The 25,280-nt window shown below is 42.0% G+C and carries 24 protein-coding genes and 1 pseudogene; 14 read left to right on the top strand and 11 right to left on the bottom strand.

Translation table 11 applies throughout. The features are described from left to right. Positions 1-91 precede the first annotated feature (91 nt). Positions 92-553, top strand: a complete 462-nt coding sequence (locus CV014_RS02190) for a DUF3122 domain-containing protein (protein ID WP_329608313.1) — start codon at positions 92-94, stop codon at positions 551-553. Here the strand turns inward: CV014_RS02190 and CV014_RS02185 are convergent. Further along, the gene (locus tag CV014_RS02185) at positions 513-719 is read right to left on the bottom strand and encodes a hypothetical protein (protein ID WP_236140524.1); all 207 of its coding nucleotides are present in this window, start codon (positions 717-719) and stop codon (positions 513-515) included. The genes CV014_RS02190 and CV014_RS02185 overlap by 41 nt on opposite strands. A gap of 54 nt (positions 720-773) precedes the next feature. On the opposite strand from CV014_RS02185, the pseudogene CV014_RS02180 reads away from it, so the two are divergent. Further along, positions 774-1,318, top strand: a pseudogene (locus CV014_RS02180) (oxidoreductase). Here CV014_RS02180 and CV014_RS02175 read toward each other — a convergent pair. Beyond that, positions 1,301-1,450, bottom strand: a complete 150-nt coding sequence (locus tag CV014_RS02175) for a hypothetical protein (RefSeq protein ID WP_236140523.1) — start codon at positions 1,448-1,450, stop codon at positions 1,301-1,303. The pseudogene CV014_RS02180 and the gene CV014_RS02175 overlap by 18 nt on opposite strands. 21 nt (positions 1,451-1,471) lie before the next feature. Here CV014_RS02175 and CV014_RS02170 point away from each other — a divergent pair, with 21 nt between their 5' ends. Further along, positions 1,472-2,086 (top strand): CP12 domain-containing protein, encoded by a 615-nt coding sequence (locus tag CV014_RS02170; RefSeq protein WP_103137195.1) that lies wholly within the window; start codon positions 1,472-1,474, stop codon positions 2,084-2,086. On the opposite strand, the gene CV014_RS02165 is transcribed toward CV014_RS02170, so the two are convergent. Continuing rightward, positions 2,060-2,251: a hypothetical protein gene (locus CV014_RS02165; RefSeq protein WP_442946878.1), complete on the bottom strand. Its 192-nt coding sequence runs from the start codon at positions 2,249-2,251 to the stop codon at positions 2,060-2,062. The two genes, CV014_RS02170 and CV014_RS02165, sit on opposite strands and share 27 nt — an antisense overlap. 74 nt (positions 2,252-2,325) lie before the next feature. On the opposite strand from CV014_RS02165, the gene CV014_RS02160 reads away from it, so the two are divergent. Further along, complete coding sequence (locus CV014_RS02160) at positions 2,326-3,777, top strand: Ni/Fe hydrogenase subunit alpha (RefSeq protein WP_236140521.1); 1,452 nt, start codon at positions 2,326-2,328, stop codon at positions 3,775-3,777. A 187-nt stretch (positions 3,778-3,964) separates the two neighbouring features. Here CV014_RS02160 and CV014_RS02155 read toward each other — a convergent pair whose 3' ends face one another. Continuing rightward, positions 3,965-4,582, bottom strand: coding sequence for a PEP-CTERM sorting domain-containing protein (locus tag CV014_RS02155; protein WP_236140520.1), 618 nt, complete (start codon positions 4,580-4,582; stop codon positions 3,965-3,967). 920 nt (positions 4,583-5,502) lie between these two features. Here CV014_RS02155 and CV014_RS02150 point away from each other — a divergent pair. Both CV014_RS02150 and CV014_RS02145 read left to right on the top strand, forming a co-directional pair. Next, positions 5,503-6,204 (top strand): Npun_F0296 family exosortase-dependent surface protein, encoded by a 702-nt coding sequence (locus CV014_RS02150; protein WP_236140519.1) that lies wholly within the window; start codon positions 5,503-5,505, stop codon positions 6,202-6,204. A gap of 192 nt (positions 6,205-6,396) precedes the next feature. After that, positions 6,397-6,906, top strand: a complete 510-nt coding sequence (locus CV014_RS02145; protein ID WP_236140518.1) for a CAP domain-containing protein — start codon at positions 6,397-6,399, stop codon at positions 6,904-6,906. A 164-nt stretch (positions 6,907-7,070) separates the two neighbouring features. On the opposite strand, the gene CV014_RS02140 is transcribed toward CV014_RS02145, so the two are convergent. The 4 genes from CV014_RS02140 to CV014_RS02125 form a co-directional block, all read right to left on the bottom strand. Further along, on the bottom strand, positions 7,071-8,150 hold the full coding sequence (locus CV014_RS02140) for an ATP-dependent 6-phosphofructokinase (RefSeq protein WP_236140517.1): 1,080 nt from the start codon (positions 8,148-8,150) through the stop codon (positions 7,071-7,073). Positions 8,151-8,457: 307 nt separating this feature from the next. Next, positions 8,458-11,295 (bottom strand): beta strand repeat-containing protein, encoded by a 2,838-nt coding sequence (locus tag CV014_RS02135; RefSeq protein ID WP_236140516.1) that lies wholly within the window; start codon positions 11,293-11,295, stop codon positions 8,458-8,460. A gap of 59 nt (positions 11,296-11,354) precedes the next feature. After that, positions 11,355-11,795 carry a filamentous hemagglutinin N-terminal domain-containing protein gene (locus CV014_RS02130; RefSeq protein WP_236140515.1) on the bottom strand — a complete coding sequence of 147 codons (441 nt, stop codon included), beginning with the start codon at positions 11,793-11,795 and terminating at the stop codon, positions 11,355-11,357. Positions 11,796-12,077: 282 nt separating this feature from the next. Continuing rightward, on the bottom strand, positions 12,078-12,464 hold the full coding sequence (locus CV014_RS02125) for a pentapeptide repeat-containing protein (RefSeq protein ID WP_236140514.1): 387 nt from the start codon (positions 12,462-12,464) through the stop codon (positions 12,078-12,080). A 441-nt stretch (positions 12,465-12,905) separates the two neighbouring features. Here CV014_RS02125 and CV014_RS02120 point away from each other — a divergent pair, with 441 nt between their 5' ends. From CV014_RS02120 to acs, 3 genes are all read left to right on the top strand, one after another. Then, positions 12,906-13,382: a hydrogenase maturation protease gene (locus CV014_RS02120; RefSeq protein WP_236140513.1), complete on the top strand. Its 477-nt coding sequence runs from the start codon at positions 12,906-12,908 to the stop codon at positions 13,380-13,382. Between the two features lie 88 nt (positions 13,383-13,470). After that, complete coding sequence (locus tag CV014_RS02115) at positions 13,471-13,617, top strand: hypothetical protein (protein WP_236140512.1); 147 nt, start codon at positions 13,471-13,473, stop codon at positions 13,615-13,617. Beyond that, the gene (acs, locus tag CV014_RS02110) at positions 13,617-16,649 is read left to right on the top strand and encodes an acetate--CoA ligase alpha subunit (protein WP_236140511.1); all 3,033 of its coding nucleotides are present in this window, start codon (positions 13,617-13,619) and stop codon (positions 16,647-16,649) included. Before CV014_RS02115 ends, acs begins: the two co-directional genes overlap by 1 nt. 309 nt (positions 16,650-16,958) lie before the next feature. Here acs and ilvD read toward each other — a convergent pair whose 3' ends face one another. The 3 genes from ilvD to CV014_RS29810 form a co-directional block, all read right to left on the bottom strand. After that, a complete protein-coding gene (gene ilvD, locus CV014_RS02105; RefSeq protein WP_236140510.1) occupies positions 16,959-18,647 on the bottom strand; it encodes a dihydroxy-acid dehydratase in 1,689 nt (562 codons plus the stop codon). 247 nt (positions 18,648-18,894) lie between these two features. After that, entirely contained in the window at positions 18,895-20,109 is a 1,215-nt protein-coding gene (locus CV014_RS02100; RefSeq protein WP_236140509.1) for an RNA-guided endonuclease InsQ/TnpB family protein, read from the bottom strand. Positions 20,110-20,249: 140 nt separating this feature from the next. Continuing rightward, entirely contained in the window at positions 20,250-20,381 is a 132-nt protein-coding gene (locus CV014_RS29810) for a hypothetical protein (RefSeq protein ID WP_268964444.1), read from the bottom strand. A 222-nt stretch (positions 20,382-20,603) separates the two neighbouring features. On the opposite strand from CV014_RS29810, the gene CV014_RS02095 reads away from it, so the two are divergent. From CV014_RS02095 to CV014_RS02075, 5 genes are all read left to right on the top strand, one after another. Continuing rightward, positions 20,604-21,965 (top strand): sensor histidine kinase, encoded by a 1,362-nt coding sequence (locus CV014_RS02095; RefSeq protein ID WP_236140508.1) that lies wholly within the window; start codon positions 20,604-20,606, stop codon positions 21,963-21,965. 188 nt (positions 21,966-22,153) lie between these two features. Continuing rightward, entirely contained in the window at positions 22,154-22,609 is a 456-nt protein-coding gene (locus tag CV014_RS02090) for a DUF2141 domain-containing protein (protein WP_236140507.1), read from the top strand. 286 nt (positions 22,610-22,895) lie between these two features. Continuing rightward, positions 22,896-23,792 carry an ABC transporter permease gene (locus tag CV014_RS02085; RefSeq protein WP_236140553.1) on the top strand — a complete coding sequence of 299 codons (897 nt, stop codon included), beginning with the start codon at positions 22,896-22,898 and terminating at the stop codon, positions 23,790-23,792. A 122-nt stretch (positions 23,793-23,914) separates the two neighbouring features. After that, positions 23,915-24,121, top strand: a complete 207-nt coding sequence (locus tag CV014_RS02080; RefSeq protein ID WP_236140506.1) for a hypothetical protein — start codon at positions 23,915-23,917, stop codon at positions 24,119-24,121. A 218-nt stretch (positions 24,122-24,339) separates the two neighbouring features. Next, positions 24,340-25,257 (top strand): ROK family protein, encoded by a 918-nt coding sequence (locus CV014_RS02075; protein WP_236140505.1) that lies wholly within the window; start codon positions 24,340-24,342, stop codon positions 25,255-25,257. Positions 25,258-25,280 lie beyond the last annotated feature (23 nt).

The following is a 25,280-nucleotide window of genomic DNA, read 5'->3' as shown; positions in this document are numbered from 1 at the left end:
GCGGAAAAATGTTTCTCCGTTCTCGATGTGTTTGTCTGCGACTTCCTTCAAAAGTATTTTTTGGTGGCTGCTATTGTTAGCGATAGTCACAATGATTATGTTTTTTGGTTTAGGAAGTCTATATACCGAAACAGTTATTGCGTCTATTGAAAAACGAGAAACAGCATCAGCAGAAACTCTCTATCGCTCACAAACAAGATTAGCTGATCAATTAGGAAAGACTTGGCAAGTTGTTCTATTTAAACAAGTTTATCCAGGTCAAGGACAAACTTTAAATTTACGGCTGGTAGGATTTCCCGGTTCTGCTGAACTGATTCATCCCCAACCTTTAAAAATCACCACTGCTACAGGCAAAGTCTTCAAAGCTGCTGATGTTTTCTTAGAAGAAGCACCAGCCCCCACTATTGGTCAATATGACTTTCAAGACATCTTGTCCAAATTACCAACAGAACCCCTAGTTTTGAGCATACCTCAACCTGGCGATCGCTCCATCGACATCAACGTCCCCCACTTTATCCTCCAAGAATGGCAGAGAGTGATGAGTGCTGAGTAATGAGTAATGAGTAATGAGTAATGAGTAATGAGTAATGAGTAGTGAGTGCTGGGTGCTGAGTAGTGAGTGCTGAGTAGTGAGTGCTAAGAGAGAAATAAATTCTACCTTGTCTCCCAATCCCCAATCCCCAATCCCCAGTCCCCAATCCCCAATCCCCAATCCCCAATCCCCAATCCCCAATCCCCAGTCCCCAATCCCCAATCCCCAATCCCCAAAAATTATGTCTCGTTTGAAATTAGCAACAGTATGGTTAGGCGGATGTTCTGGTTGTCATATGTCCTTTTTGGATTTAGACGAATGGCTGATTGACTTAGCCGCCCAAGCAGATGTAGTGTTTAGTCCGTTTGCAGATATTAAAAAATATCCAGAGTATGTGGATGTGGTATTAGTCGAAGGTGCGATCGCTAATGAAGAACACCTGGAAACTATCCAGATCGTCAGGGAACGTTCTCAAATATTAATTTCCTTTGGTGATTGTGCTGTAACCGGTAACGTCACCGCCTTACGCAACCCTTTGGGTAGTGCTGAACCAGTTTTACAGCGTTCTTACATCCAAGCAGTTGATCTAAAACCGCAAATTCCCCACGAACCCGGCATTGTCCCCCATTACTAGATCAAGTGACACCAGTACACACAATAGTACCAGTAGATATTTATTTACCTGGTTGTCCACCCTCAGCTACACGCATCCGCGCCGCCCTAGAACCACTATTGCGCGGAGAAAAACCACATCTAGAAGGACGCGACTTAATTAAATTTGGGTAATTGTAATTGGGCATAGGGCATAGGGCATTGGGCATAGAATTTTCTCCCTTGTCTCCCTTGTCCCAGTCCCCAATCCCCAGTCCCCAGCGATGCACTGAGCTTGCCGAAGTGTCCCCAATCCCCAGTCCCCAATCCCCCCAACCGAGGTAATTTATGTTAAAAGCAGCAGATGTGATGACAAAAGATGTGGCGACTATCCGCAGTTCTGCTACTGTAGCCGACGCTGTGAAATTAATGCGCGCTAGGGACTGGCGGGCTTTAATTGTAGATCGTCGTCATGAACAAGACGCTTACGGCATTATTAGCGAGAGCGATATTGTTTATAAAGTGATTGCTTATGGTAAAGATCCTGGTAAAGTTCGTGTCTACGAAGTCATGACTAAACCTTGTATCGCCATCAATCCAGATTTGGGTTTAGAGTACGTAGCCAGATTATTCGCTGATTATCATTTACATAGAGCGCCCGTGATTCAAGGTGGGTTATTGGGCATCATTTCCCTGACTGACATTTTGGCTAACAGTAACTTTTTGGAACTACCCCGAACAGTAGTTTTAGAACAACAATTACAAGATGAAATTACAAAAGCCCGCGTCGTTTGTGAACAGAAAGGTGTCCGTTCTGAAGAGTGCGCCGCCGCTTGGGATGTCGTAGAAGAACTGCAATCAGAAATCGCTCACCAAAAAGCCGAAAAGATTCACAAAACAGCTTTTGAAGACTACTGCGATGAATACCCAGAAGCCTTAGAGGCTCGACTTTATGATCTTTAGGAGTGCTGAGTGATGAGTGCTGAGTGATGAGTAATGAGTAATGAGTAATGAGTAATGAGTGATGAGTAATGAGTAATGAGTGATGAGAGAGAAATAAATACTCCCTTGTCTACCTTGTCCTAGTCCCCAGTCCCCAGTCCCCAGTCCCCAGTCCCCAGTCCCCAGTCCCAATCCCCAGTCCCCAGTCCCCAATCCCCAGTCCCCAATCCCCAATCCCCAGTCCCCAATCCCCAATCCCTATGCCTAAAAGAATTGTTATTGATCCCGTTACCCGGATTGAAGGTCACGCCAAAATTAGTATTTTCTTAGATGATACTGGACAGGTTAGCGATGCTCGGTTTCATGTGACTGAGTTTCGCGGATTTGAAAAGTTTTGCGAAGGTCGTCCTTTATGGGAAATGCCAGGAATTACGGCGCGTGTGTGTGGTATTTGTCCAGTTAGTCACTTATTGGCTTCAGCTAAAGCAGGCGATCGCATTTTATCTGTTACTATACCTCCCGTCGCTGCTAAACTCCGGCGGTTGATGAATTGGGGGCAAATTATTCAATCCCATGCTTTGAGTTTCTTTCACCTTACCGCCCCAGATTTATTGCTGGGTATGGATAGTGACCCTGCTAAACGCAATGTTTTTGGACTCATCGCCGCCGAACCAGAATTAGCCCGTGGTGGTATTCGCCTGCGTCAATTTGGTCAAGAAATTATTGAATTATTGGGAGGCGCAAAAATCCACCCAGCTTGGGCTGTTCCTGGAGGAGTCAGAGAACCCCTCACACCAGAAGCCCGCACCCACATTCAACAACGCATCCCCGAAGCTAAAGCAACTACTCTCAATGCTTTAGATAAATTCAAGAACCTTTTGCAAGACTATCAAAAAGAAGTACAAACCTTCGGTAATTTCCCTAGTTTATTTATGGGTTTAGTAACTCCTGATGGCTTATGGGAAACCTACGATGGCTATATTCGCTTTGTTGATAGTAACGGTAATATTATTGCTGATAAACTTGACCCCACAAACTATCAAGAGTTTATTGGGGAAGTTGTTCAACCAGATTCTTACTTAAAATCACCCTATTATCGTCCCTTGGGATATCCAGAGAATAATAGTCATAGCGGTTTAGATAGTGGAATGTATCGTGTAGGGCCGCTAGCACGTTTAAATATTTGCAGTTCTATTGGGACACCGTTAGCAGATCAAGAATTACAGATATTTCGTCAACTCGCACAAGGTGCTGTCACATCATCATTTTTCTATCACTATGCCCGTTTAATTGAAATTATTGCTTGTATTGAATACGTCGAAATCTTTTTAGATCATCCAGATATATTATCAAATCGATTACGTGCGGAAGCTGGTGTCAATCAATTAGAAGGTGTTGGCGTAAGTGAAGCACCGCGAGGGACATTATTCCATCATTATCAAGTTGATGAAAACGGACTGATGCAAAAGGTCAATTTAATCATCGCTACAGGTCAAAATAATCTAGCGATGAATCGCACAGTCGCCCAAATTGCCAAACATTTTATTCAAGGTACGGAAATCCCAGAAGGAATGCTAAATCGTGTCGAAGCTGGAATACGTGCTTTTGACCCCTGCTTAAGTTGTTCCACCCACGCCGCCGGACAAATGCCATTGCAAATTCAATTAGTCGCCTCAGATGGTACTCTACTGGATGAAATCTCCCGCAGTTGATTTTACCCGTTTGTAGTAAGGACTTTAGTCCTTATTTACTAAGACTTAAGTCCTCTCTACGAGACGCTTGCGCGTAGCTTGCTTCCCCGCAGGGGTACACTACGAAACCTGTCAACAATTAAAAATCCTGGCTTATTAAAAACCAGGATTTTTAAACTGGAATTTTGCCAAAACTACTAGCTTATAATTAGCGAGATTGACGACGGCGAGAAATTACCATACCGCTAGCAACTAAACCTAACCCCAACAAAGTAGCTGGTTCTGGAACGGCTTGAGGATCGGGAGCATTTTTGATATCAGAAACAAAGAGAGAAGCATGAGATAATGCTTGTGCTTTTCCTTGCCCATTGACTGAAACACCGATAGTATTAAATATTCCAGTCAGACCTTTAGACCAATCATAATCTTTAAACAGATAAGCACTGTAACTATTGCTGGCTTTAAAACTCACGACAAAAGTCTTGCTGGTTAATGCTTTCGTCAAATTCCAATTACCCTGAGTAGAACCCTCAGCAGCGTCAAATAACGAATTTACCTCATCAGATTTCGCTACTTGCGCCCAAGTTACGCCAGTACCAACAAAATCTTTAAATAAGCCACCATTCAATTTAGTTTTTAAAGGATCACCTGCACCAGTGTCATTACCGTCAAATGCTCCTGCACAAGCTGTAGAATTGACTCCACCAAGGGAAACGTTACTGGTACTGCACAAAACTGCTGCGTTTGCAGGTGCATTTACCACTGCACCTGCGATTCCGGTAGCTAGTAAAACTGAAGCTGAAATCTGGAAAAACTTACTTTTCATTTTTGATGCGGCTAAATAAATAAAGAAATTCTGCTTTGGAGAAATGTTTATATCAATTAGTGCGTAGATTCACGGTGAAAATTATATGTCTGTCATTTCTACATTTGTCACAGGAATTGATGTTATAAAACCTGGGTGTGAATTGGCAAACATAATTGGTATAAACGGTTGCTCACTGCACGGGATTCTATCCTCATTTTTGTAGTATTGTCTCTGCGTTCAGGTCAGTTTAATCAAATTTTCACTAATTAAATGCCTGTGTAATTTTATGGATAAGTTAGCCAAAATTACGCAATATCTACATGGTTTTTTGGTCAAGTATGACGATCTGTCATACAAAAGATGATTCTGGAAATTCTCTATGAGTTCATATCAGTGAAGATGGTCTAAAGTGTTGTCAGATAAAGAGTGTGTTTTTTCTTGATACGAAATTAACTCTATTATTTTCTAATATTAATTAATTTGGATAATATTTATTATCGGGACTGTTTTTAATGTATATTTAATTATTTTTATTAGATGTATTTTGCAAAATAAATAGAGAGATTTAATTAGATATTCTAATTGTATTTATCGAATATGTTCGAGGAGTAAAGATATAACTTACATATGTCATATACTGATACCAATAAGTAGAAAATCATGAATATCTTTAGTCGGGATAATTTGTTAAACAGACGGCATGAGCCATAATTCTAAAGGATTTTAGACTTATTTAGTTCCTAAAATAGATGATGTTCTTTATCAGCTACTCACTTAGTAAATAATTTCATAAAGCTAACCGGATTCCTAATATTTTAGTCAATTTACTTTATTTAATCTTCAAGAAACTTTTCGTATATATACAGTTCATGTTTATGTTGGCGACAACTTAGATTAGATCCAGTTCTACTCACACATTAGAAAGACTAATCATTGAAATGTTAAATAAATTATCTATTGCATTATTAGGTTTGACAGCTGTAGTGATGAGCAGCAATTCTGCTAGTGCTGTAACTCTGAAAGTAAACGCTGGCCCATTCTCTACTTACTCTGATGTTAAGACTGTCAACTTTAATGATGGTACAGCTAAAGACCCCAATGGCTTTGTAACTTACAGCAATATCACTGATAACATTGTTATTGGCAGTAAATCTAGTCACTATGCTTCACCATACAATACTAACAGCCACTATTTAACAATTGCCCCTGTGGGTAGTAAAGTTGGAGGTGTTAACGTTGCAGGTAGCACTGGTTCTGTGACTCTGGATTTCAAAGAAGCAATTGATTACTTTGGTTTCTATGCTGGTTCAATAGATGAATACAACTTCATTGACATTTATAGTGGCGGTCAGAAACTGAAAACTTTCAGTGGTTCAGATTTCCCAACTGCTATAGCTAACGGAAGTTGGACTAGCGAAGACGCTAATAAGTTTATCAACTTAGTTGGTGAGAATGGGGAAACATTTGATCGTGTTGTGATGCGTACCAATGGTATCGCTTTTGAAACTGATAACCATTCCTACAGACTAGCTAACCGCAGCGTTCCCGAACCCAATGCGATGTTAGGCTTGTTAGCAATAGGTGCTTTCGGTGCGACTTCCGTTGTCAAAGGTTTAAAAGACAAGATAGTAAAAGGCTAGTTGGGTAAATAGATTGGCTGTATTGTAGTTGATGCAGAACCCTGGTTTTATTAAAGAACCAGGGTTTTTGCGCGATCGCAGAGTCAAGTTGTGATTAAAATCAGGTGTTCCAAGTATTTGCACAGATAGATATTGTGCTTTAAAGGGTAAAGGCGGATACTCAAGAATGTATCCCACATTCAGCGCAACACTATGGAACTTCGTATCATCCGCAGCACTCTTTTGAGTGTTGTTTCTGGGACTCTCATTTCAAATAGCGCGATCGCATTTTCCGCCGCTAGTCCCATTGTTCAGTTTCAGCAGATAGCACAATCTCAGATTGACACCGAAGCTATAGAAGCATCAGTATTTCAGCAAGTGAATCAATATCGGGTTTCTCAAAAGCTACCACCCCTAACCCGTAATGCAGCGATAGACAATCAAGCCAGAATCCACAGTCAAAATATGGCTAGTGGAAAAGTTACGTTTGGACATAACGGAGTAGAAGAACGACTCGACGCGATCGCAATTCCCCATAATGGTGCAGCTGAAAATGTTGCTGACATTGATGTGAGAAATTCTGCAACTCTAGCTGTAGAAAAATGGCTCAGTAGTCCCAGACATAAAACCAATATTGAGGGAAACTTCAATCTTTCAGGGGTGGGTGTAGCTAGCAATGGTAGCAAAATTTACGTAACGCAAATCTTTCTGGAATCAGAATAGAAAAGGCAAAAGGTGATACCAATTCGCAATTCGCAATGGACTAACGTCCCGCTACGCTAACGCAATTCGCAATTAAAGAGTAGGAGAACAGATAACTTTTTACCGATTTCCCATTCCCCTCTCATTCTTCAATTTTGAATTTTGAATTTTGAATTGATGAGTCCCTACTCCCCTAAATAAATACCTAAACCACGAGCAGTTTTCACTAGAGTATCTTCTGGGTTAACTGCTCGATATTGAGCGATCGCTTCTGCAATGGGTACAGTGATTACTTGGCGATTTTGCCAAGCTACCATGTAATCATATTTACCTTCCTCAATGAGATTGACGGCGGCTACACCAAAAGCAGAGGCGACTAATCTGTCTAGGGGTGAAGCTGTACCGCCGCGTTGGATATGTCCTAAAACTGTAACTCGCGTTTCTGCACCGATGCGATCGCTAATTTGATCGGCTAGGTATTCTCCAATACCACCATATCGGGATTGACCTAAACGATTGGTTAAGGTGCGAATTTCGCCTTCTTGAGTGCGTACTGCTTCCGACACAATAATTAAACAATAGTTTTTGCCTTCTTCTTGACGGTGTTTAATGTGGTGGCAAATGTCATCCATACTGTAGAGAATTTCGGGGATTAAAATCACATCTGCGCCACCCGCAATTCCCGCAGCTAAAGCAATGTGTCCAGCATCACGACCCATGACTTCTAAAATCATGACTCGACTGTGAGACGCGGCGGTAAAATGTAATCTATCTAATGCTTCTGTGGCAATATTGACTGCTGTATCAAATCCAATGGCGTGTTCAGTAATGCCGATATCATTATCTATGGTTTTGGGAATACCGACTAAGTTGATATTGCCTTGTTGTGCTAGGTGACGCAAAATCGCCAAACTACCGTCACCACCTATACCAATCAACGCATCTAAACCGAGTTGATGATAGCCTGCAATAATTTCCGGTGAGCGATCGCATATACTACCATCAGTCATAGGAAAGGCAAAGGGATCGCCTTTATTGGTAGTACCTAACATTGTGCCACCAGAAGTCAATAACGGATCAACTTGCTCAGTTTCTAGTTTAGTTACCTGCGGTGGACGCGCCATCAATCCTAAAGTTGCTTGGCGGATTCCCAATACTTCCCAACCTTTACCACTAGCACAGTGAACAACGGCTCTAATTACCGCATTTAAACCAGAACAATCTCCGCCACTGGTTAAAATGCCAATACGCTTACTTTTACCCATGTTTTTAACGTTGCAAACGTGAAATACTTGCACCTATTGCTAAAGTGAGCTAATAATGAGTAAATCTGATTTTCTCTGCTGATTTTTGTTAATTAAATCCCTATATTACTTGATTTCAAACCAAAATCGACACATCAAATTAGTGACAACAAAATTTTGCTGTCATTCATCTCTAAGCTCACTTTTAATTACTTTAAAAGTCTAGGATAATTCGTGTACACCATATTTCTCAGACATATAATTTCATTATTTCAGAATAAATATTTACGGTAATTATTAAGTATTTTGTAATTTGATGTAGCTAAGTTTAACTATTACAAACTGGGTGCGTAAATGCTGATTTTTGGGATGTTACATTGGGGGCGTTGGCAGTTAGAATGAGATTGCCATGACTATCAGATACTAAAGCTTGAGCTTCGATAATAGGCGTTTCCGGTTGACTAGTGATTTTAGTGTAATTAGTGGGATTTTGAGCAGTATTGTTGATATTATCCACATTAATCCAGTTAGCGATCGCTGACTCATTCTGGAGTGTATCGTAGGGATTTGTAGGTATACCACCCTTACCTGTGATTAAAAACTGATTGTTTTGTCTGGCTCTACTTCCGCTAGCGTGGCATTTCTGTGCTATTTGATTAGAAACATCAATTAGATTTGATGGCAATTCAGTTAAACCCCGACTAGGGTCTACTTCTGGAGTATTAATTTCTACAGTACCGCTTAAATCTGGAGTTGCCCCAGTGGCGGTAATATCACTTTCTGGAGTCAATGAGGTACGAAATTGTGTACCGATAATACCTTGCGCTGAGACTTTCACACGACCACCCCGAAAATCTGCCGAATTTGCACTGATATCACTATTTTCAAAGGCGGCTAACAACTTGGTATCAATGTTAATATTACCCCCAATCACATTATTTCCTGTGGCATTGGTGGTGATGGTGCTATTACCACGCAATAATATGAGGTCTGGAGAACTCAGGTTAATATTAGCCTGTAGTTGATTAGGATTATTACTTACACCGCGAGTATCAGCACTGATGAAAGCTTGATTATTCAACTCCATAGAACGGGTGTTGACAAATAAGTTACCTGCACTACCGCTTCCTCGATTCCGTACTGCTATCCCTGCACCGTGAAAAACTTCCAATACATCGGTTTTGATAATCAAGTTACCAGCATCACCGCTAGACTCTGGAGTACCGGAAACGAATAAACCGCTAGGAAACGCACCATTTACCGCCGTCCCGATTATTTGCACTCTATCGGGAACATTGACTGTTAAATTACCACCTTTACCTGCGCTGCTAGTGCTAGCAGCAATTTGCGCTCCATCGCGCACGAACAATTTAGGAGTATCTACTATCAAATTACCAGCATCCCCTGTGGCTTTACGGGCAGTGATAGCAAACAAACCACTAGGGAATAAATTTTCATTTTTAGAAGTGCCAATTAATTCAATCCCTGCTGTGGCTTTCACCGTCAAATTACCACCATTACCTGCACCAAATGTGCTTGCGCTGATTTGCGCTCCGTCTTGCACCAACAGAGTAGAGGTACTGACGGTAAGTTCTCCCGCATCTGCGGTACTACCAGCATTAGCTTGAGTAAACAAACCACTAGGAACATTGAGACGCGAAACACCGATGAGTTTTATTCCGTCAGTGACTTCAACATTTAAAACTCCTCCTTTACCTGCGCCAAAGGTGCTTGCGCTTACCTGCGCCCCATCTTTTACTAATAAATTACCAGTGAAAAGATTCAAATTACCAGCATCAGCCTTGGTTTTGGGATTTGCTCTGGTAAATAAACCGCTAGATATCCCATTAGGGGAAGTCCCCAAAAGTTGCACCTGTTCAGACGCATTGATGGTTACATCACCACCATATCCCTGATTAAAGTTATTAGAACTGATTTGTCCACCATCTTGGGTGACTAAAATTCGGGTTTTGATATCAATATCGCCTGCGTCTCCCGCTCCAGGCGCGTTAGTAAATAAACCACTAGGTAGAGCATCTTGAATTCTCACGCCTTGAGCAGAAGATAAAGATACTAAAGAAGTGTCAGGTGCGGGATCATCTATGAGAATTTCTCCACTGAGGAAATCAGCAGGAATTTTGCCTCTGGGTGAAGTACCAATAATTTCTAGTTTATCTGTAGCATTAATGCTCAGTTTACCAGCTTGACCCGAACTAAAATTATTGGCAGTTATTTGTGCGCCATCTGTAAGGGACAAGACTTTAGTGTTAATGGTGATATTTCCACTATCTCCACCTTCAAAAGTTCTAGTAAACAAACCACTGGGATTTATTTCATTTAATGTACTTCCAGATAAAGTGACGGATTCAGTAGCATTGATAGTTAAATTACTTCTTTCAACTGTGGCGATCGCCTGATCATAACTTAATAAACTAGGAGCCGCACTTCCAGAAGAATTAGTGATAATTTGCGAACCATTTTCTACTACTAAATGGCGAGTGTTTATAGTTATATTTCCTACTTGTTGGTTAATGTCTCCCGAAGCTGTAGCAAAGAGCCGACTAGAACGCTGTACAGTGGTGTCTGGGTTGCTGTTGAGTTGTACTTTACCTGATGCGTTGATAGTCAAGTTACCTTTATCTATGCCCAGATAAGAGCCATCTTGAATTAACAAATTTTGCGTATTGACGTTGAAATTGCCGCTATTGCTCCCAGAAACTTCTGAGTGAATAGAACTGTCACGAGATAGTTGGATGTTTTCTGTCGCCAGCAAATTTATATCAGTCTGGGCTTTTAATGTGCCGCCATTAATAAAAATATTTCTCCCTACAACTTGCAATGCACCCAAAGAATTTATATTTGTTGCTGAGGATATCTGAATATTACCCAAATCAGGTGCTTGATCAAAATTAAGAATAGTGCCTAATTTCGTAGATGTTAAGCCTACAAAACCTGCTGATGATAAACTGCCTAATTCTATTCGTCCTCCAAACTTTGAGATACTCAAATCGGCATTTTCTAAAAATATATCGCCACCGACTAAAGCTAATGTTTGATCAAAGGATACTTGCAAGTCAGCTCTATCTAACAGAGGTTCGCCTTGAACAGTGATATTTCCTGGCTTGGCAGTGAATTCTAACCCAATGGGTGTTTCCAGCGTTTCCACTTGAGTCAGAGGCTTTTCTTTATTTATGCCAATTTGTAAGCCGATGGGAGTTTTAACTGTCAGTAAAGGTGAACTTTCTTCGGGTTTGGTACTAAATTTTTCGCCGTTATTAAAATTAATACTATTAGCGTACTAGCAAAAAATGAGCCGCCGATTTGGAGTCTAGCCTTAGCACCGAAACTGATACCATTAGGATTAATCAAAAATAGATTAGCTCTAGGATTTACCTGAATTAACCCATTGATATAAGATGGTTTGTTTCCTGTAACACGACTGAAAATATTTTGAATATCAGTATGATTATTAAAATAAGCTATGTAATTTTCTTGCAAAGAAAACTCAGAAAAACTGTGAAATAGATTGTTCCCAATCTGAGTGCCACCTTCAATTAAGAAAGTCCCACGAGATAAGGTAACTTGAGAATTATCGGGTAATGTTTTATCTTCAATAATCTCTGCTACAGCAGATTGACTGTGATTTAGTGTAACAGTTGTAGTCACAGCAAAGATGATTGTTGCTGTGAGGCAATAGGGATATTTTTGTAATTTTTGTAGGCAGTGGTGAAGCAACACCTAGTTAACTCTATTCATTGAATATGTGTAATCTCGTTAGTAATAATTACACATTTTCTCTACCTGAAAGTAACTTTTGTCATTAACTATGGGAAACTTCAGGATTTCTTTAAGAATACCCTATTCTCCCCCCTGCTCCCGTTCGGCTGACGCTCACGGCGGAAGCCTGCCCCCTGCCCCTTGTCCTGAATTTTCCCGTGTTGCTGAAGACTAATCTTTGTGCTGCAAACCGGCGGTTATGGGATCAAAGTTGGTGGGAAAATGGGTATTGCGATCGCAATCGGCTTTTTCTAGCATTGCTCCTTGCAAGTTGGCGTGACGCAAATCCGCCGACATTAACATTGCGCCTCGTAAGTCTGCATTTTGTAAATTAGCTTGACTCAAATCAGCAAAGCTCAAATCAGTACCCCTGAGATTTGCACCCATGAGATTAGCTGTACTCAAATCAGCGTAACTCAAATCAGAGCCTTTCAAGTTCACGCCTTGCAAATCCGCATCACCTAATTCGGCTCGGCTAAAATCTCTCTCACCCAGATGGTACTTTTCCATCAGAGTGGCTACCGTACTAATTGGCTGTTGGTAATTAACTTCAGACATAAAACAGCCTCACATCAGAATATTGGGTCGGTGTTTGATTGTGTTGCGCTACACAAGTTAATCATAGAATTACCATAGCTGCTAGGTGGTAATTTCAAATAAAAAATTAAAAAATCGAAAAACTCAGGGTGAAGGGTGTGGGGGTGTAAGGGTGTAAGGGTAAGAAATTTTTTGGTTAAGTCAGGTAGACAGCAGGAGAGAAGAATTTCCGAAAAATAAACCTCTTTCCTCCCCTGCTTCCCCTGCCTCCCCTGCTTCCCCTGCCTCCCCTGCTTCCCCTACTTCCCCTGCCTCTCCTGCTTATTTCCCATCCCTCACAACTTCCTCAAATTGTTCGTTTATTGTTTCAAATTGAACACCTTAATAAAAGAATACTGATAAATTTGCTGACTTTTACTACATTCTGAAATTGGCAATTTTTGATATCTAGAGAGTTAAACAATGAATAAGACTGTGATGGTGATCGGATATGGTAACGAACTGAGAAGCGATGATGGCATAGGACAGCAAATAGCCAATGAAATTGCTAATTGGCATTTACCGTCTGTAAAATCCTTGGCAATACAACAACTAACCCCAGATTTAGCCGCGTCCTTAGCAAAAACAGATTTAGCTATATTTGTAGATGCTTGTTTACCTACCGATGACTGGGATGTGCAAATACAACCCCTCTCGCCGTCGGATGATTTAGATAACAGTGTTCATATTTGTGATCCGCGATCGCTATTGGCTTTAACTCAGGCTTTATACGGTTATTCTCCTACAGCTTGGTTAGTAACGATACCAGGATTTAACTTTGAAATTGGCGATCGCCTCTCCCGAATTGCTGAAATCGGTAAATCACTAGCCTTATTAAAAATCATTCAAATTTTGGACAGAATTCACACCTATTGGGTAGAAGTTCAAGAATTAGTTTAGATATAGGAATCCGACTTGATTATTGAAATTATTTGCATAGGGAGAGAACAGGGAACGGGGAACAGGGAACAGGAAAGACGAAATAAAAGTGTACCTAGCTTCGCAGAAATTAAATACGATTTCTATAGCTTCATTGATTAACAAACACTCAGCACCCAGCACTCAAAACTCAGCACTCAAAACTCAGCACTCAGCACTCAGCACTCATCACTCAGCAAATCATCTGGAGGATTGATGCCACAATCTCTTAAGCCTACTACCAATATTGATCGCGCTTATGATATTTTGCAGGCAGAGAAGGTCAATCCTCTCCATGCCATTTTTGCACCCCAAAGTGTTGCTGTCATTGGTGCGAGTGAAAAAGCCGGTAGTGTTGGACGCACGATTTTATGGAATTTAATTAGCAGTCCCTTTGGCGGTACAGTTTTCCCCGTCAATCCCAAACGCCATAGTGTCCTCGGAATCAAAGCCTATCCCTCAATTGCCGAAATTCCAGAGCAGGTGGATTTAGCAGTAATTGCTACACCAGCCCCCACAGTTCCTGGTGTAATTGCTGAATGTGTCGATGCAGGGGTGAAAGGAGCAATTATTATTTCGGCTGGTTTTAAAGAAGCTGGTGCGGAGGGAATTGCTTTAGAACAGGAAATCTTAACCCAAGCGCGACGAGGTAAAATCCGCATCATCGGCCCGAATTGTTTGGGTGTAATGAGTCCCCAAAGCGGTTTAAATGCTACATTTGCCAGTGCAATGGCACGTTCTGGGAATGTGGGTTTTCTCAGTCAAAGTGGGGCGTTGTGTACCGCCATCTTAGATTGGAGTGTGCGGGAAAATGTCGGGTTTAGCGCGTTCGTTTCCATCGGTTCAATGTTAGATGTGGGTTGGGGAGACTTGATTTATTACTTGGGTGATGACCCCCAAACCAAAAGTATCGTTATCTACATGGAATCTATCGGTGATGCCCGGTCTTTTATCTCGGCTGCACGAGAAGTTGCATTGACTAAACCGATTATTGTGATTAAAGCCGGACGTACAGCCGCCGCCGCCAAAGCCGCCGCTTCCCACACTGGGGCTTTAGCTGGTAGTGATGCGGTTTTAGATGCAGCATTCCGACGTTGTGGGGTGTTAAGGGTTGACAGTATTTCTGATTTGTTTGATATGGCGGAGGTACTAGCAAAACAACCCCGTCCCCAAGGGTCAAGATTAACAATTCTCACCAATGCTGGGGGGCCTGGGGTATTGGCGACCGATGCTTTAATTGAAACTGGCGGCGAACTAGCAGCGATTTCCCCAGAAGTTATGGACTCCCTCAACACAATTCTCCCCCAACACTGGAGTCATAATAATCCGATTGATATTTTGGGTGACGCTGACCCCCAACGCTATACCCAAGCTTTGGAAATTGCAGCGCAAGATCCCAACAGTGATGGTTTGTTGGTGATTCTCACACCCCAAGCCATGACTGACCCCACCCAAACAGCAGAACAGTTAAAACCCTACGCCCAAATCCCAGGTAAACCCATCCTTGCTAGTTGGATGGGGGGTGCAGATGTTGCAGAGGGGGAAATTATGCTCAATCGTCAACGCATTCCCACTTATCCTTACCCAGATACGGCGGCGCGAGTGTTTAGTTATATGTGGCAATCTAGCTATAACCTACGCGGTATCTACGAAACGCCAGTATTACCAGCAATTGACGCAGGTAATGGGATTCCCTATCGCAATTTAGTAGAAAATATTATCTCCTCGGCGCGTCAGGCAGGAAGGACTATTCTAACGGAATATGAATCAAAACAGATTTTAGCTGCCTATGGTATTCCCATTGTTGCCACCTGTGTCGCTGCTACTGAAGATGAAGCAGTGCGATGTGCAGAAAATTTGGGTTATCCAGTGGTGGTGAAACTCTATTCCCAAACTATCACCCATAAAACAGATGTCGGTGGTGTCCAATTAAATTTACAAGATGCAGATGCAGTTAGGCGTGCTTATCGGACTATAGAAGCTAATGTGCGCGAAAAAGTAGTAAATATAGTTGATAGTCAACATTTAATAGTTGATAGTCAACATTTAATAGTTGATGGTCAACATTCAATAGTCAATAGTCAACATTCAATAGTTGATGACCAACATTCAATAGTTGATGACCAACATTCAATAGTTGATGGTCAACATTCAATAGTCAATAGTCAACATTCAATAGTTAATGGTCAACATTCAATAGTTGATGACCAACATTCAATAGTTGATGACCAACATTCAATAGTTGATAGTCAACAGTCACCTCATTTTCTGGGTGTGACTGTGCAGCCAATGGTGAAAATGGACGGCTACGAACTGATTATTGGTAGTAGTTTAGATCCGCAATTTGGGCCAGTGTTGTTGTTTGGGACTGGGGGACAATTAGTAGAAGTATTTCAAGATAGAGCGATCGCACTACCTCCACTAAACACAACTTTGGCGCGGCGGATGATGGAACACACTAAAATTTACAAAGCCCTTAAAGGTGTGCGGGGTAGGCAAAGTATTGATATGGATGCCCTAGAACAACTATTAGTGGCGTTTAGTCACTTGGTAGTTGAACAGCGTTGGATTAAAGAAATTGATATTAATCCCTTGTTGGCGACTCCTCCCAACCCACACAATCAAAATAATGGTGGATTAATTGCTTTAGATGCGCGGGTAGTGCTGCATGAGTCGGAAATCACAGAAGCGCAATTACCCAAGTTAGCCATTCGTCACTATCCTACGCAATATGTAGGAGAGTGGACAATGAAAGACGGTACATCTGTAACTATCCGTCCCATTCGTCCCGAAGACGAACCATTAATGGTGAAATTTCACGAGACACTTTCCGCAGAAAGCGTTTATTTTCGCTACTTCCACATGATGAAATTAAGTCATCGCATCACCCACGAACGGTTAACCCGTATCTGCTTTATTGATTATGACCGCGAAATGGCGTTAGTTGTAGAACATCAAGATGCTCAAACCGGAACACGGCAAATCTTAGCAGTGGGAAGATTAAGTAAATTGCATGGGACAAATGCTGCGGAGTTTGCGATTTTAGTCAGCGATCGCGATCAATGTCAAGGCATAGGTACAGAACTCGTCAAGCGACTCCTACAAGTCGGGCGTGATGAGCAAATCACCCACATCAGGGCTGATATCCTAGCTGATAATTATGGGATGCAAAGAGTCTGTGAAAAACTCGGCTTTCATGTGGAAGCTACTAACGATACTACTGTGATGAAAGCTGAAATTACCCTCTAGGGACTTCCAATTTAAAAAATATACTATCACGTTGATGGCAAGGGGGCAGGGAGCAGGCTTGCCCTGAGCGCAGTCGAAGGGAGCAGGGGGAAAAACAGCTGTTTTAAATAAGATAAATTTGGATAGTTTATTTTCTGGAAGTCCCCTAGAAAAATGTGGATAATCAAAACGGGAGGAGAGATACAAGCGATGTTCTGGATCTCTCCTCCTATCTCCTACAGGATAAGCTAAAAAACGGATTCTCAATTTGGCTATAACAGCTATTCTTTCGTGGAAAGAATCAGAAAATAGCCTTAACTCAAACTGACGTTAATTAAACAAATCCAAATCTGTGACAGCACCGACACTGCTAGAAGATACTAACTTAGCGTATTTCGCTAAGATACCTTTTGTGTAACGAGGTGGACGGGGTTGCCATTTGGCACGACGGCTGGCTAATTCTTCGTCAGAGATGTTGATTTGTAATAGGCGAGAATGAGCATCAATCGTGATGCTATCACCTTCTTCCACTAGAGCGATCGCACCACCAACGGCAGCTTCTGGTGCAACGTGTCCCACTACCATGCCGTAAGTACCACCAGAGAAACGTCCGTCGGTAATTAACCCTACGCTATCACCCAAACCTGCACCGATAATTGCAGAGGTGGGTGCTAACATTTCCCGCATACCGGGGCCGCCTTTGGGGCCTTCGTAGCGAATAATAATCACATCTCCGGCTTTAATCTTACCTGCCAGGATAGCGTCTAAACATTCTTCTTCGGAATCAAATACCCTTGCAGGGCCTGTAATGTTGGGATTTTTTACCCCAGTAATTTTAGCTACCGCGCCCTCTGTCGCTAAGTTCCCTTTGAGGATGGCTAAGTGACCTTGCGCGTACATAGGTTTATTCCAAGGACGAATCACGTCTTGTCCGGCGGGTGGTTCGTCGGGGATATCTGCTAAAACTTCGGCAATAGTTTTGCCAGTAATAGTAATGCAATCTCCGTGAAGTAACCCATGCACAAGTAGCATTTTCATCACTTGGGGAATACCACCAGCTTTATGTAAATCTGTGGCGACATAGCGGCCACTGGGTTTTAAGTCACATAAAACGGGGACACGACCACGGATAGTTTCAAAATCATCTATATTTAGTTCTACACCAGCCGCACGCGCGATCGCGAGAAAATGTAATACAGCATTTGTTGAACCACCCACAGCCATAATTACGGAAATAGCATTTTCTATAGATTTGCGCGTAATAATTTGCCGGGGTAATAATTGATTGCGAATCGCTTCTACTAATACTTTGGCTGATTCTTCGGTACTATCGGCTTTTTCGTCATCTTCCGCCGACATGGTGGAAGAATAGGGTAAACTCATCCCCATCGCTTCAAAAGCTGAAGACATGGTGTTAGCTGTGTACATCCCACCGCAAGAACCAGCACCAGGACAAGCGTTTCGTTCCACTGCGATGAGTTCGGTGTCGTCAATTTTACCTGCACTGTATTGACCCACAGCCTCAAAGGAACTGACAACAGTTAAGTCGCGTCCGTTGTAGTGTCCTGGTTTAATTGTGCCACCATACACAAAGATTGCTGGAATATTCATCCTGGCCATAGCAATCATTGCCCCTGGCATATTCTTATCACAGCCACCGATAGCAATCACGCCATCCATACTTTGACCGTTGCAGGCGGTTTCAATGGAGTCAGCAATAACTTCTCGTGAGACGAGGGAATATTTCATCCCTTCTGTTCCCATTGAAATACCATCACTAATGGTGATTGTACCGAACATTTGGGGCATAGCTCCGGCTTTTTTAATCCCCGCTTCGGCTCTTTGGGCTAATTGATTGATACCCATATTACAGGGAGTGATCGTACTGTAGGCATTAGAAATACCGACAATTGCCTTATTGAAGTCTTCATCTTGAAAACCTACTGCACGCAGCATAGCGCGATTGGGCGATCGCTGCACTCCTTGTGTGACAACTTTACTTCTAAAATTCTCTGACATCTTGTTCCTTCCGTACTTTAATACCGAATTGGCATAGGTGGTATTGTTTCGAGATTCTGGAATAGTCTAAGAATCTAGGCTTTTAATCCAAAATCCCAAATCCCAAATCCCAAGTCCCAAATTGGTATAACCGCTTGTATTGCGATTGTGTTACCTGATTGTCTCACGCATGGGAAGGATTGGGGACTGGGTATTAGTTATCAACTTTTCCTTTTTTCAGAAAAGTCGGCCTTTGACACTCCCCCGTTTATAAAACGGGGGATTCTTGCTTCGCGGGGATTCCAATGAATTTACCCTCAGCAAGCATCTTGACCGTATGCCCTACGGCTGCAAGTCCTCTAACTAGAACTACCTGTGCGGCGGCCACATCTCTATCAGTGGTATAGCCGCAATTTGAACAAACATGAGTACGTTGCGAGAGTTCTTTTTTACCTGTCTCAACACCACAACTAGGACAAATCTGGCTTGTTTTGCGACTGTCTACTTTCTGGAAATAAACACCACGCTTAAAACAGGTTTGTTCAAGTATGCTGAAGAATTGACCAAATCCAGCATCTAGGAAATGTTTACCCAAGATTCCGCGAGATAACCCTACTAGATTCAAGTCTTCAACAAATACCATTCCGGCATCTTTGCAGATTTGGTGAGACAGTTTTCTGTGCCAGTCTTTACGGCAGTTAGCAACGTACTCATACAGTTTTTGCACTCTCGCTTGGGCTTTGCGCCAATTGTTTGAGCCTAATCGTTTTCTGGAAACACACTGTTGCAGCAATTTCAGCTTGCGTTCGGCATCTACAAAAAACCTCGGACGTTTGACTAAAAGACCATTAGAAGTTGCAATAAAACTTGTTAGTCCTACATCAATTCCTACTCCTTCAGAGTGAGGCATTGGCTGAGGTATAGACACATCCCATTGAATGGTTAGCATCACATACCACCCAGAGACACGTTTAACTACACGGGCTTGCTTGACTAGCCCACCGTCAGGTATTCCCCTTGACTGCCGGAGTTTAACCCATCCAATCACTGGAAAGTTAACCATCCCTGGCTTGAGCCTTTCACCTTGCATTTGTGGGAAGACAAAAGACCGCATTTTTCCAGCCTTTTTAAAACGTGGAAACCCATGATTACGTTCCCACATTGCTACAAATGCCACTTCTAGGCGTTTGAGAGTTTGCTGTAAAACTTGAGACTGTACTTGCTTGAGTTCTGAAAACTCCTTCTTTGCAGCAGTTAACGCTTTACACTGACTGGCGTAGGTTGGACGAGGTGTGTCAACAGGAATGATGTATCCGTGCTTAAGTGAACAAGCATTAACCTGGCAACTACGTGATAAATACCAATCCTTGCGTTCAGCCAAAGCATAGTTGTAGACGCGGCGATTGATTTCTAGCCAGTCTTCAAACATCTGAGTCTGTGCATGAGTTGGTTTTAGCTTAAATTCGTATGTCAGATTAAACACTTGTTTATCACCTCCGATAATATTATAAATCGTCTTTACGCTTTATAAGCACCATGGACAAATTTATTTGTCCTATTGGCGACAGTTGAGCGTAGTCGAAACTTATATCTCCCACTTAAAAGACGTATGAAGCACAAAACTTATTGGTTTTGTGCTTCATACTTGGGGGCTTTACGCATCACGGCTCGTAAAGATTGAGTAAAGTTGAGCCAAATTCTAGCTGTGATTAAAATTTGTAAAGCAATTTTGGGAAGACTGAATTTAGTAATCATGTTGGTTCTAGTAATTTGTACTGGAACAAGAGAAAAATTTCTTCCAAGGGTGTTGCTGAATTCAGGAATGAATCTTGCAGGGTAGACATCTTACCCACCCCAAAATATTAGGGAATGGCAAGATGCCCATCCTAACAAAACCAATCAAGTCATTCTGCAAATATGCAATGCCCTATGACGCAACTAAAAGCGATACAGCACCAAGCGAAAAGGATGGAGATTATGCTTGCTATCCATAGCATGAACGATGCTAGTAAAACGAGCTTGCAATTGGATTCGACTTTACAAGAACTACCCATTTGGGAAATCCAAATTGAGCTAAATCTCCCAGGAAATACATTAATTAAAGCATTTGAAGCCGAAACATTATTACCAGGAATTATTTTGACTAAAAATCAATATTTTGTCGGGATGATTTCACGACAGAGATTTTTTGAGCATATGAGTCGCCCTTATAGCTTCGGGTTGTTCTCCATGCGTCCCATTGAAACTTTGTATAATTTTCTTCAGCCTGAAGTGTGCATCTTTGACCAAGATATGACAATTGTAGAAGCAACTCAGGCAGCATTGCAGCGATCGCCTGCACTTGTTTACGAACCAATTATCATTAGAACTCAATCCGGTAAATACGGGATCATCGATTTTCATCAACTACTATTAGCTAACTCCCAAATTCATACTCTGACCCTGACTCAGTTACAGCGTGTAGAAGAACAATCAGAATTAGCCAAAGCCGGGTTTCGGGATTTAAAGAAAAACTATAGCAGATTATTACAAAATGAGAAAATGGCCTCTTTAGGTCAATTAGTAGCGGGTATTGCTCACGAAATCAATAATCCCGTCAATTTTATTGCTGGTAATCTGGTTCATGCCTTGGAATATATTGATGATTTACGTGACTTGATTAACCTATATCGTCAGTATTATCCCCAACCAGTAGAAGAAATTGCTAACGCGATCGCTCAAAATGAATTTGAGTTTATGATGAATGATTTGCCCCAGCTTTTAACTTCCATGAAAACAGGTTGTGGACGCATTGATCAAATTGTGCGTTCTTTGCGTAATTTCTCCCGTTTAGACGAATCTGACAAAAAAACAGTAGACCTTCATGAAGGTATTGATAGTGTACTGTTAATCTTACAAAGTCGCCTCAAACCTCATCACCACCATCCTGGTATCAGAATTATTAAAGAATATGGTAATCTCCCCCCAGTAGATTGTTATCCTGGCTTACTCAATCAAGTTTTTATGAACCTCATCGCCAATGCAATTGATGCGTTGGAAGAATCTATGAGTAACAGTCCAGAATCATTGACTCAACCACAAATTCAGATTCGGACTGAAAGCATGAATAATCAGCAAATCATGATTCGCATAGCTGATAATGGCCCAGGAATTCCCGAAGATGTGAAAACAAGATTATTTGACCCCTTTTTTACCACCAAACCAGTAGGTAAAGGCACAGGATTAGGTTTATCAATATGTCATCAAATTATTGTAGAGAAACATCAGGGACAAATTTACTGTGTATCAACAGTAGGTAGAGGTGCTGAGTTCATTATTCATATTCCGAATGGTCAATAGTCAATAGTCATTAGTCAGCACTCAGCACTCAGCACTCAGCACTCAATACTCAGCACTCATTACTCATTACTCAACACTCATCACTCAGCACTCAACACTCATCGCTTCCACTCCCTTGCCTAGATTGACAGTTCCGTGTCAGTATGAATCTGCACTCACTGTTGGTATTTGTTTTAACTAAAAATCTTATGCTGAAAAAAATGACAGTTAGCGTAATGCTGCTTGCAGCGTTTGGAGGTTTAACGTGGTCATCAAGTGTAAAAGCAAACTTCAATGGCACGCTGACTGTAGAAATTGATGGCTTGAAAAATCAAAAAGGTCAAATTTGCGCTAGCGTCTTTACTGCCAGTAAAGGATTTCCCAGCGATCCCAAGCGTGTTGTCCAGAGCCAGTGTACTACAATTGGTGAAACTCCGGTAAAAGTGAGCTTTGATAACTTACAAGCTGGTAGTTATGCTGTGGCTGTGATTCATGATCAAAATAGCGATCGCACCTTAAACAGAAATAATCTAGGTATACCCTTAGAAGGCTTTGGCTTTTCCAGAAACCCCGAAGTTCGCACCAAAGCACCCGAATTCAGCGAAGCGGCTTTCATATTAGCTGGCCCCAACACCAATATTCAGATTCAACTCAAGTATTTTTGACACTCTCGCCGCTACACCGCGCAAGCGGTTAGCGGGAGATTCTTGCTTCAAACCCACTGACTAAGTAGGTCGGTGTAAATAATTATTGTTGGAATAAGGCAGGGGGCAGGGGGCAGGGAGCAGGGGGAGAAAGAGTTTGAGCCTTATTGACTTTTCTTCACATAGTTTGGTTTTATTGCACCGACTTACTTAATGACTAATGACTAATGACTATTGACCATTGACTAATGACTATTGACTAACGAATCATTACAATGGTCAGCGTATTTTGCTTCTCATATTGCCCATGACCGTCACTAAACGTCGTCTGCCAAAGTTGGTGAGTTTTGCTAAAAATCCCAGTCTTTCGCAAAAATTAATGTTGATTGGGTTAGCTATTACTTTATTCTTCATTTTTCTGGCTTTCTTTGCACCTGTATTGCAATCTTGGGGATGGCTACAAAATCCCAAAGAATTCCTCTCTAACCCAATACAAGCAGCCCCTTCTGCTAAATACTGGTTTGGTACTAGTCGCTTAGGACATGATGTGTTCTCCCGCACGATATTTGGCGCACAAGCGGCTTTGCAAGTGGTGATTTTGGCTACTGCACTCAGTATGGTGGTTGGTGTACCTCTGGGAATGTTAAGTGGCTACCTCGGTGGTAGGTTAGATAAGATGCTGCTGTTTCTCATGGATAGCATCTACACCTTACCAGGACTGCTGCTTTCGGTGACACTGGCGTTTGTTGTGGGGCGAGGAATATTCAACGCTGCGATCGCTATTAGTATTGCATACATCCCTCAATATTACCGAGTCGTCCGTAATCATACTGTGAGCGTCAAGACGGAAGTGTTTATTGAAGCGGCTCAAGCAATGGGTGCTTCTACTTGGGTTGTGTTGTCTCGCTATCTGTTTTTGAATGTCATTCAAAGTGTACCCGTACTTTTCACTCTCAACGCTGCCGACGCAATTTTGGTACTTGGTGGTTTAGGCTTTTTAGGGTTAGGCTTACCGGAAGAAGTACCCGAATGGGGACATGATTTAAAACAAGCACTAGAAGCTTTACCTACCGGTGTTTGGTGGACTACTCTGTTTCCTGGTTTGGCGATGACTTTGATGGTGGTAGGGTTATCACTACTCGGTGAGGGGTTAAATGAATTTGTCAATCCTAAATTACGGGGAGAAAATGGAAACCGGAAATAGTCAATAGTCCATAGTCAAGAGTCATTAGTCATTAGTTATTTAGATTGAGACTAGAAACTATAGGCTTTGGACTTTGGACTATTGATTTGCAATATTTTTGTATTTGTAAATGAGAGATTAGAGTGAAAGATAACATTTCTTTAATTGCGGCGGCGGCTGGTGGGTTTATGCTTTCTGTGACTTTAGCGGGGATTTTACACGGTGCGCCTGTGACGGCTTGGCGGGAACAATCAAATTTGAGTCCTACTATTGCTACTAATGTTAGTGTCCCTGCAAAACAGACTGATGACTTCAACTCATTTGTGAGTGGAGAGGCTCAAAAAAGCTAGTATGCTTTTGTAAAAGGGAATAGAGGAAATACTAACTTATACCAATTCACTAAAATTAAGCAACAGATGCAAAACTTGAAACCAAGATTGTCTCTGACTTTCTTAATTGCGAATTGCGAATTGCGAATTGCGAATTGCGAATTGCGAATTGGTATTAGGGGAAACTTTAATCAGCTACGTCACTGCTAGCTGATTGATTGTTGTGTGAGGCTTTGAAAGTGGAAAATTCTCAAGTAATTGGGATTGATTTAGGGGGAACGGCGATTAAATTGGGGCGATTTAGTCAAGATGGTAGTTGTCTACAATCTTTGACTGTCGCCACACCCCAACCAGCAACACCGGAAGCTGTGTTGGCGGTAATGGTGGATGCGATCGCGCAAGTTGACCCAGATAATCAAACTATAGCTATTGGTGTGGGTACTCCTGGCCCGGCTGATGCGACAGGACGCATCGCCCAAATTGCGATTAATTTACCAGGATGGTTGAATATCCCGTTAGCTGATTGGTTAGAAACCAAAACAGGCAAACCGACTATTATCGAGAATGATGCTAATTGTGCAGGTGTCGCCGAGGCTTGGTTAGGTGCAGGTAGTCAGTTTCGCAATTTTATTATGCTGACTTTGGGAACTGGCGTTGGCGGTGCGATTATCCTCGATGGTAATTTGTTTGTAGGACATCAAGGTGCAGGCGGAGAACTGGGATTAATTACACTCCAACCTGATGGGCCAATGTGTAAGAGTGGTAATCCAGGTTCTTTAGAGCAATATACTTCGGTTCAAGCCATTCGCCGCATGACTGGCTGTGAACCCATAGAATTAGGAATGCGAGCGCAAAACGGAGATGTCAAAGCTTTAGAATTTTGGCAAGAATACGGTAGATACTTAGGTATTGGTTTAACTAGTTTAATTTACGTTTTAACACCACAAGCGATCGTCATTGGTGGTGGTGTCAGTGCTAGCTTCGAGTTTTTCTACCCAGCCGTCAAAGCAGAAATTGAAAAGCGAGTCATGCCCACATCCCGCGCAGGCTTACAAATTCTCCCCGCACAGTTAGGTAATTCCGCCGGAATGGTAGGTGCAGCCAAGTTAGCTGTTAGGGGGACTGGGGACTGGGGACAAGGAATGAGTAATGAGTAATGAGTGCTGAGTGCTGAGTAATG

The organism is Nostoc sp. CMAA1605 (genome assembly GCF_021596505.1).
In the GTDB taxonomy this organism is placed as follows: domain Bacteria; phylum Cyanobacteriota; class Cyanobacteriia; order Cyanobacteriales; family Nostocaceae; genus Trichormus.
Note: the sequence above shows the minus strand (reverse complement) of the source record. Positions and strands in the feature narration are given on the sequence as shown.

Bases quoted from the DNA above. Each gene is read 5' to 3' on its own strand.
- CV014_RS02190 (WP_329608313.1), top strand. From the start codon at position 92: ATGATTATGTTTTTTGGTTTAGGAAGTCTATATACCGAAACAGTTATT.
- CV014_RS02170 (WP_103137195.1), top strand. From the start codon at position 1,472: ATGTTAAAAGCAGCAGATGTGATGACAAAAGATGTGGCGACTATCCGC.
- CV014_RS02160 (WP_236140521.1), top strand. From the start codon at position 2,326: ATGCCTAAAAGAATTGTTATTGATCCCGTTACCCGGATTGAAGGTCAC.
- CV014_RS02155 (WP_236140520.1), bottom strand. From the start codon at position 4,582: ATGAAAAGTAAGTTTTTCCAGATTTCAGCTTCAGTTTTACTAGCTACC.
- CV014_RS02150 (WP_236140519.1), top strand. From the start codon at position 5,503: ATGTTAAATAAATTATCTATTGCATTATTAGGTTTGACAGCTGTAGTG.
- CV014_RS02145 (WP_236140518.1), top strand. From the start codon at position 6,397: ATGGAACTTCGTATCATCCGCAGCACTCTTTTGAGTGTTGTTTCTGGG.
- CV014_RS02140 (WP_236140517.1), bottom strand. From the start codon at position 8,150: ATGGGTAAAAGTAAGCGTATTGGCATTTTAACCAGTGGCGGAGATTGT.
- CV014_RS02125 (WP_236140514.1), bottom strand. From the start codon at position 12,464: ATGTCTGAAGTTAATTACCAACAGCCAATTAGTACGGTAGCCACTCTG.
- CV014_RS02120 (WP_236140513.1), top strand. From the start codon at position 12,906: ATGAATAAGACTGTGATGGTGATCGGATATGGTAACGAACTGAGAAGC.
- acs (WP_236140511.1), top strand. From the start codon at position 13,617: ATGCCACAATCTCTTAAGCCTACTACCAATATTGATCGCGCTTATGAT.
- ilvD (WP_236140510.1), bottom strand. From the start codon at position 18,647: ATGTCAGAGAATTTTAGAAGTAAAGTTGTCACACAAGGAGTGCAGCGA.
- CV014_RS29810 (WP_268964444.1), bottom strand. From the start codon at position 20,381: ATGATTACTAAATTCAGTCTTCCCAAAATTGCTTTACAAATTTTAATC.
- CV014_RS02095 (WP_236140508.1), top strand. From the start codon at position 20,604: ATGCTTGCTATCCATAGCATGAACGATGCTAGTAAAACGAGCTTGCAA.
- CV014_RS02090 (WP_236140507.1), top strand. From the start codon at position 22,154: ATGCTGAAAAAAATGACAGTTAGCGTAATGCTGCTTGCAGCGTTTGGA.
- CV014_RS02085 (WP_236140553.1), top strand. From the start codon at position 22,896: ATGACCGTCACTAAACGTCGTCTGCCAAAGTTGGTGAGTTTTGCTAAA.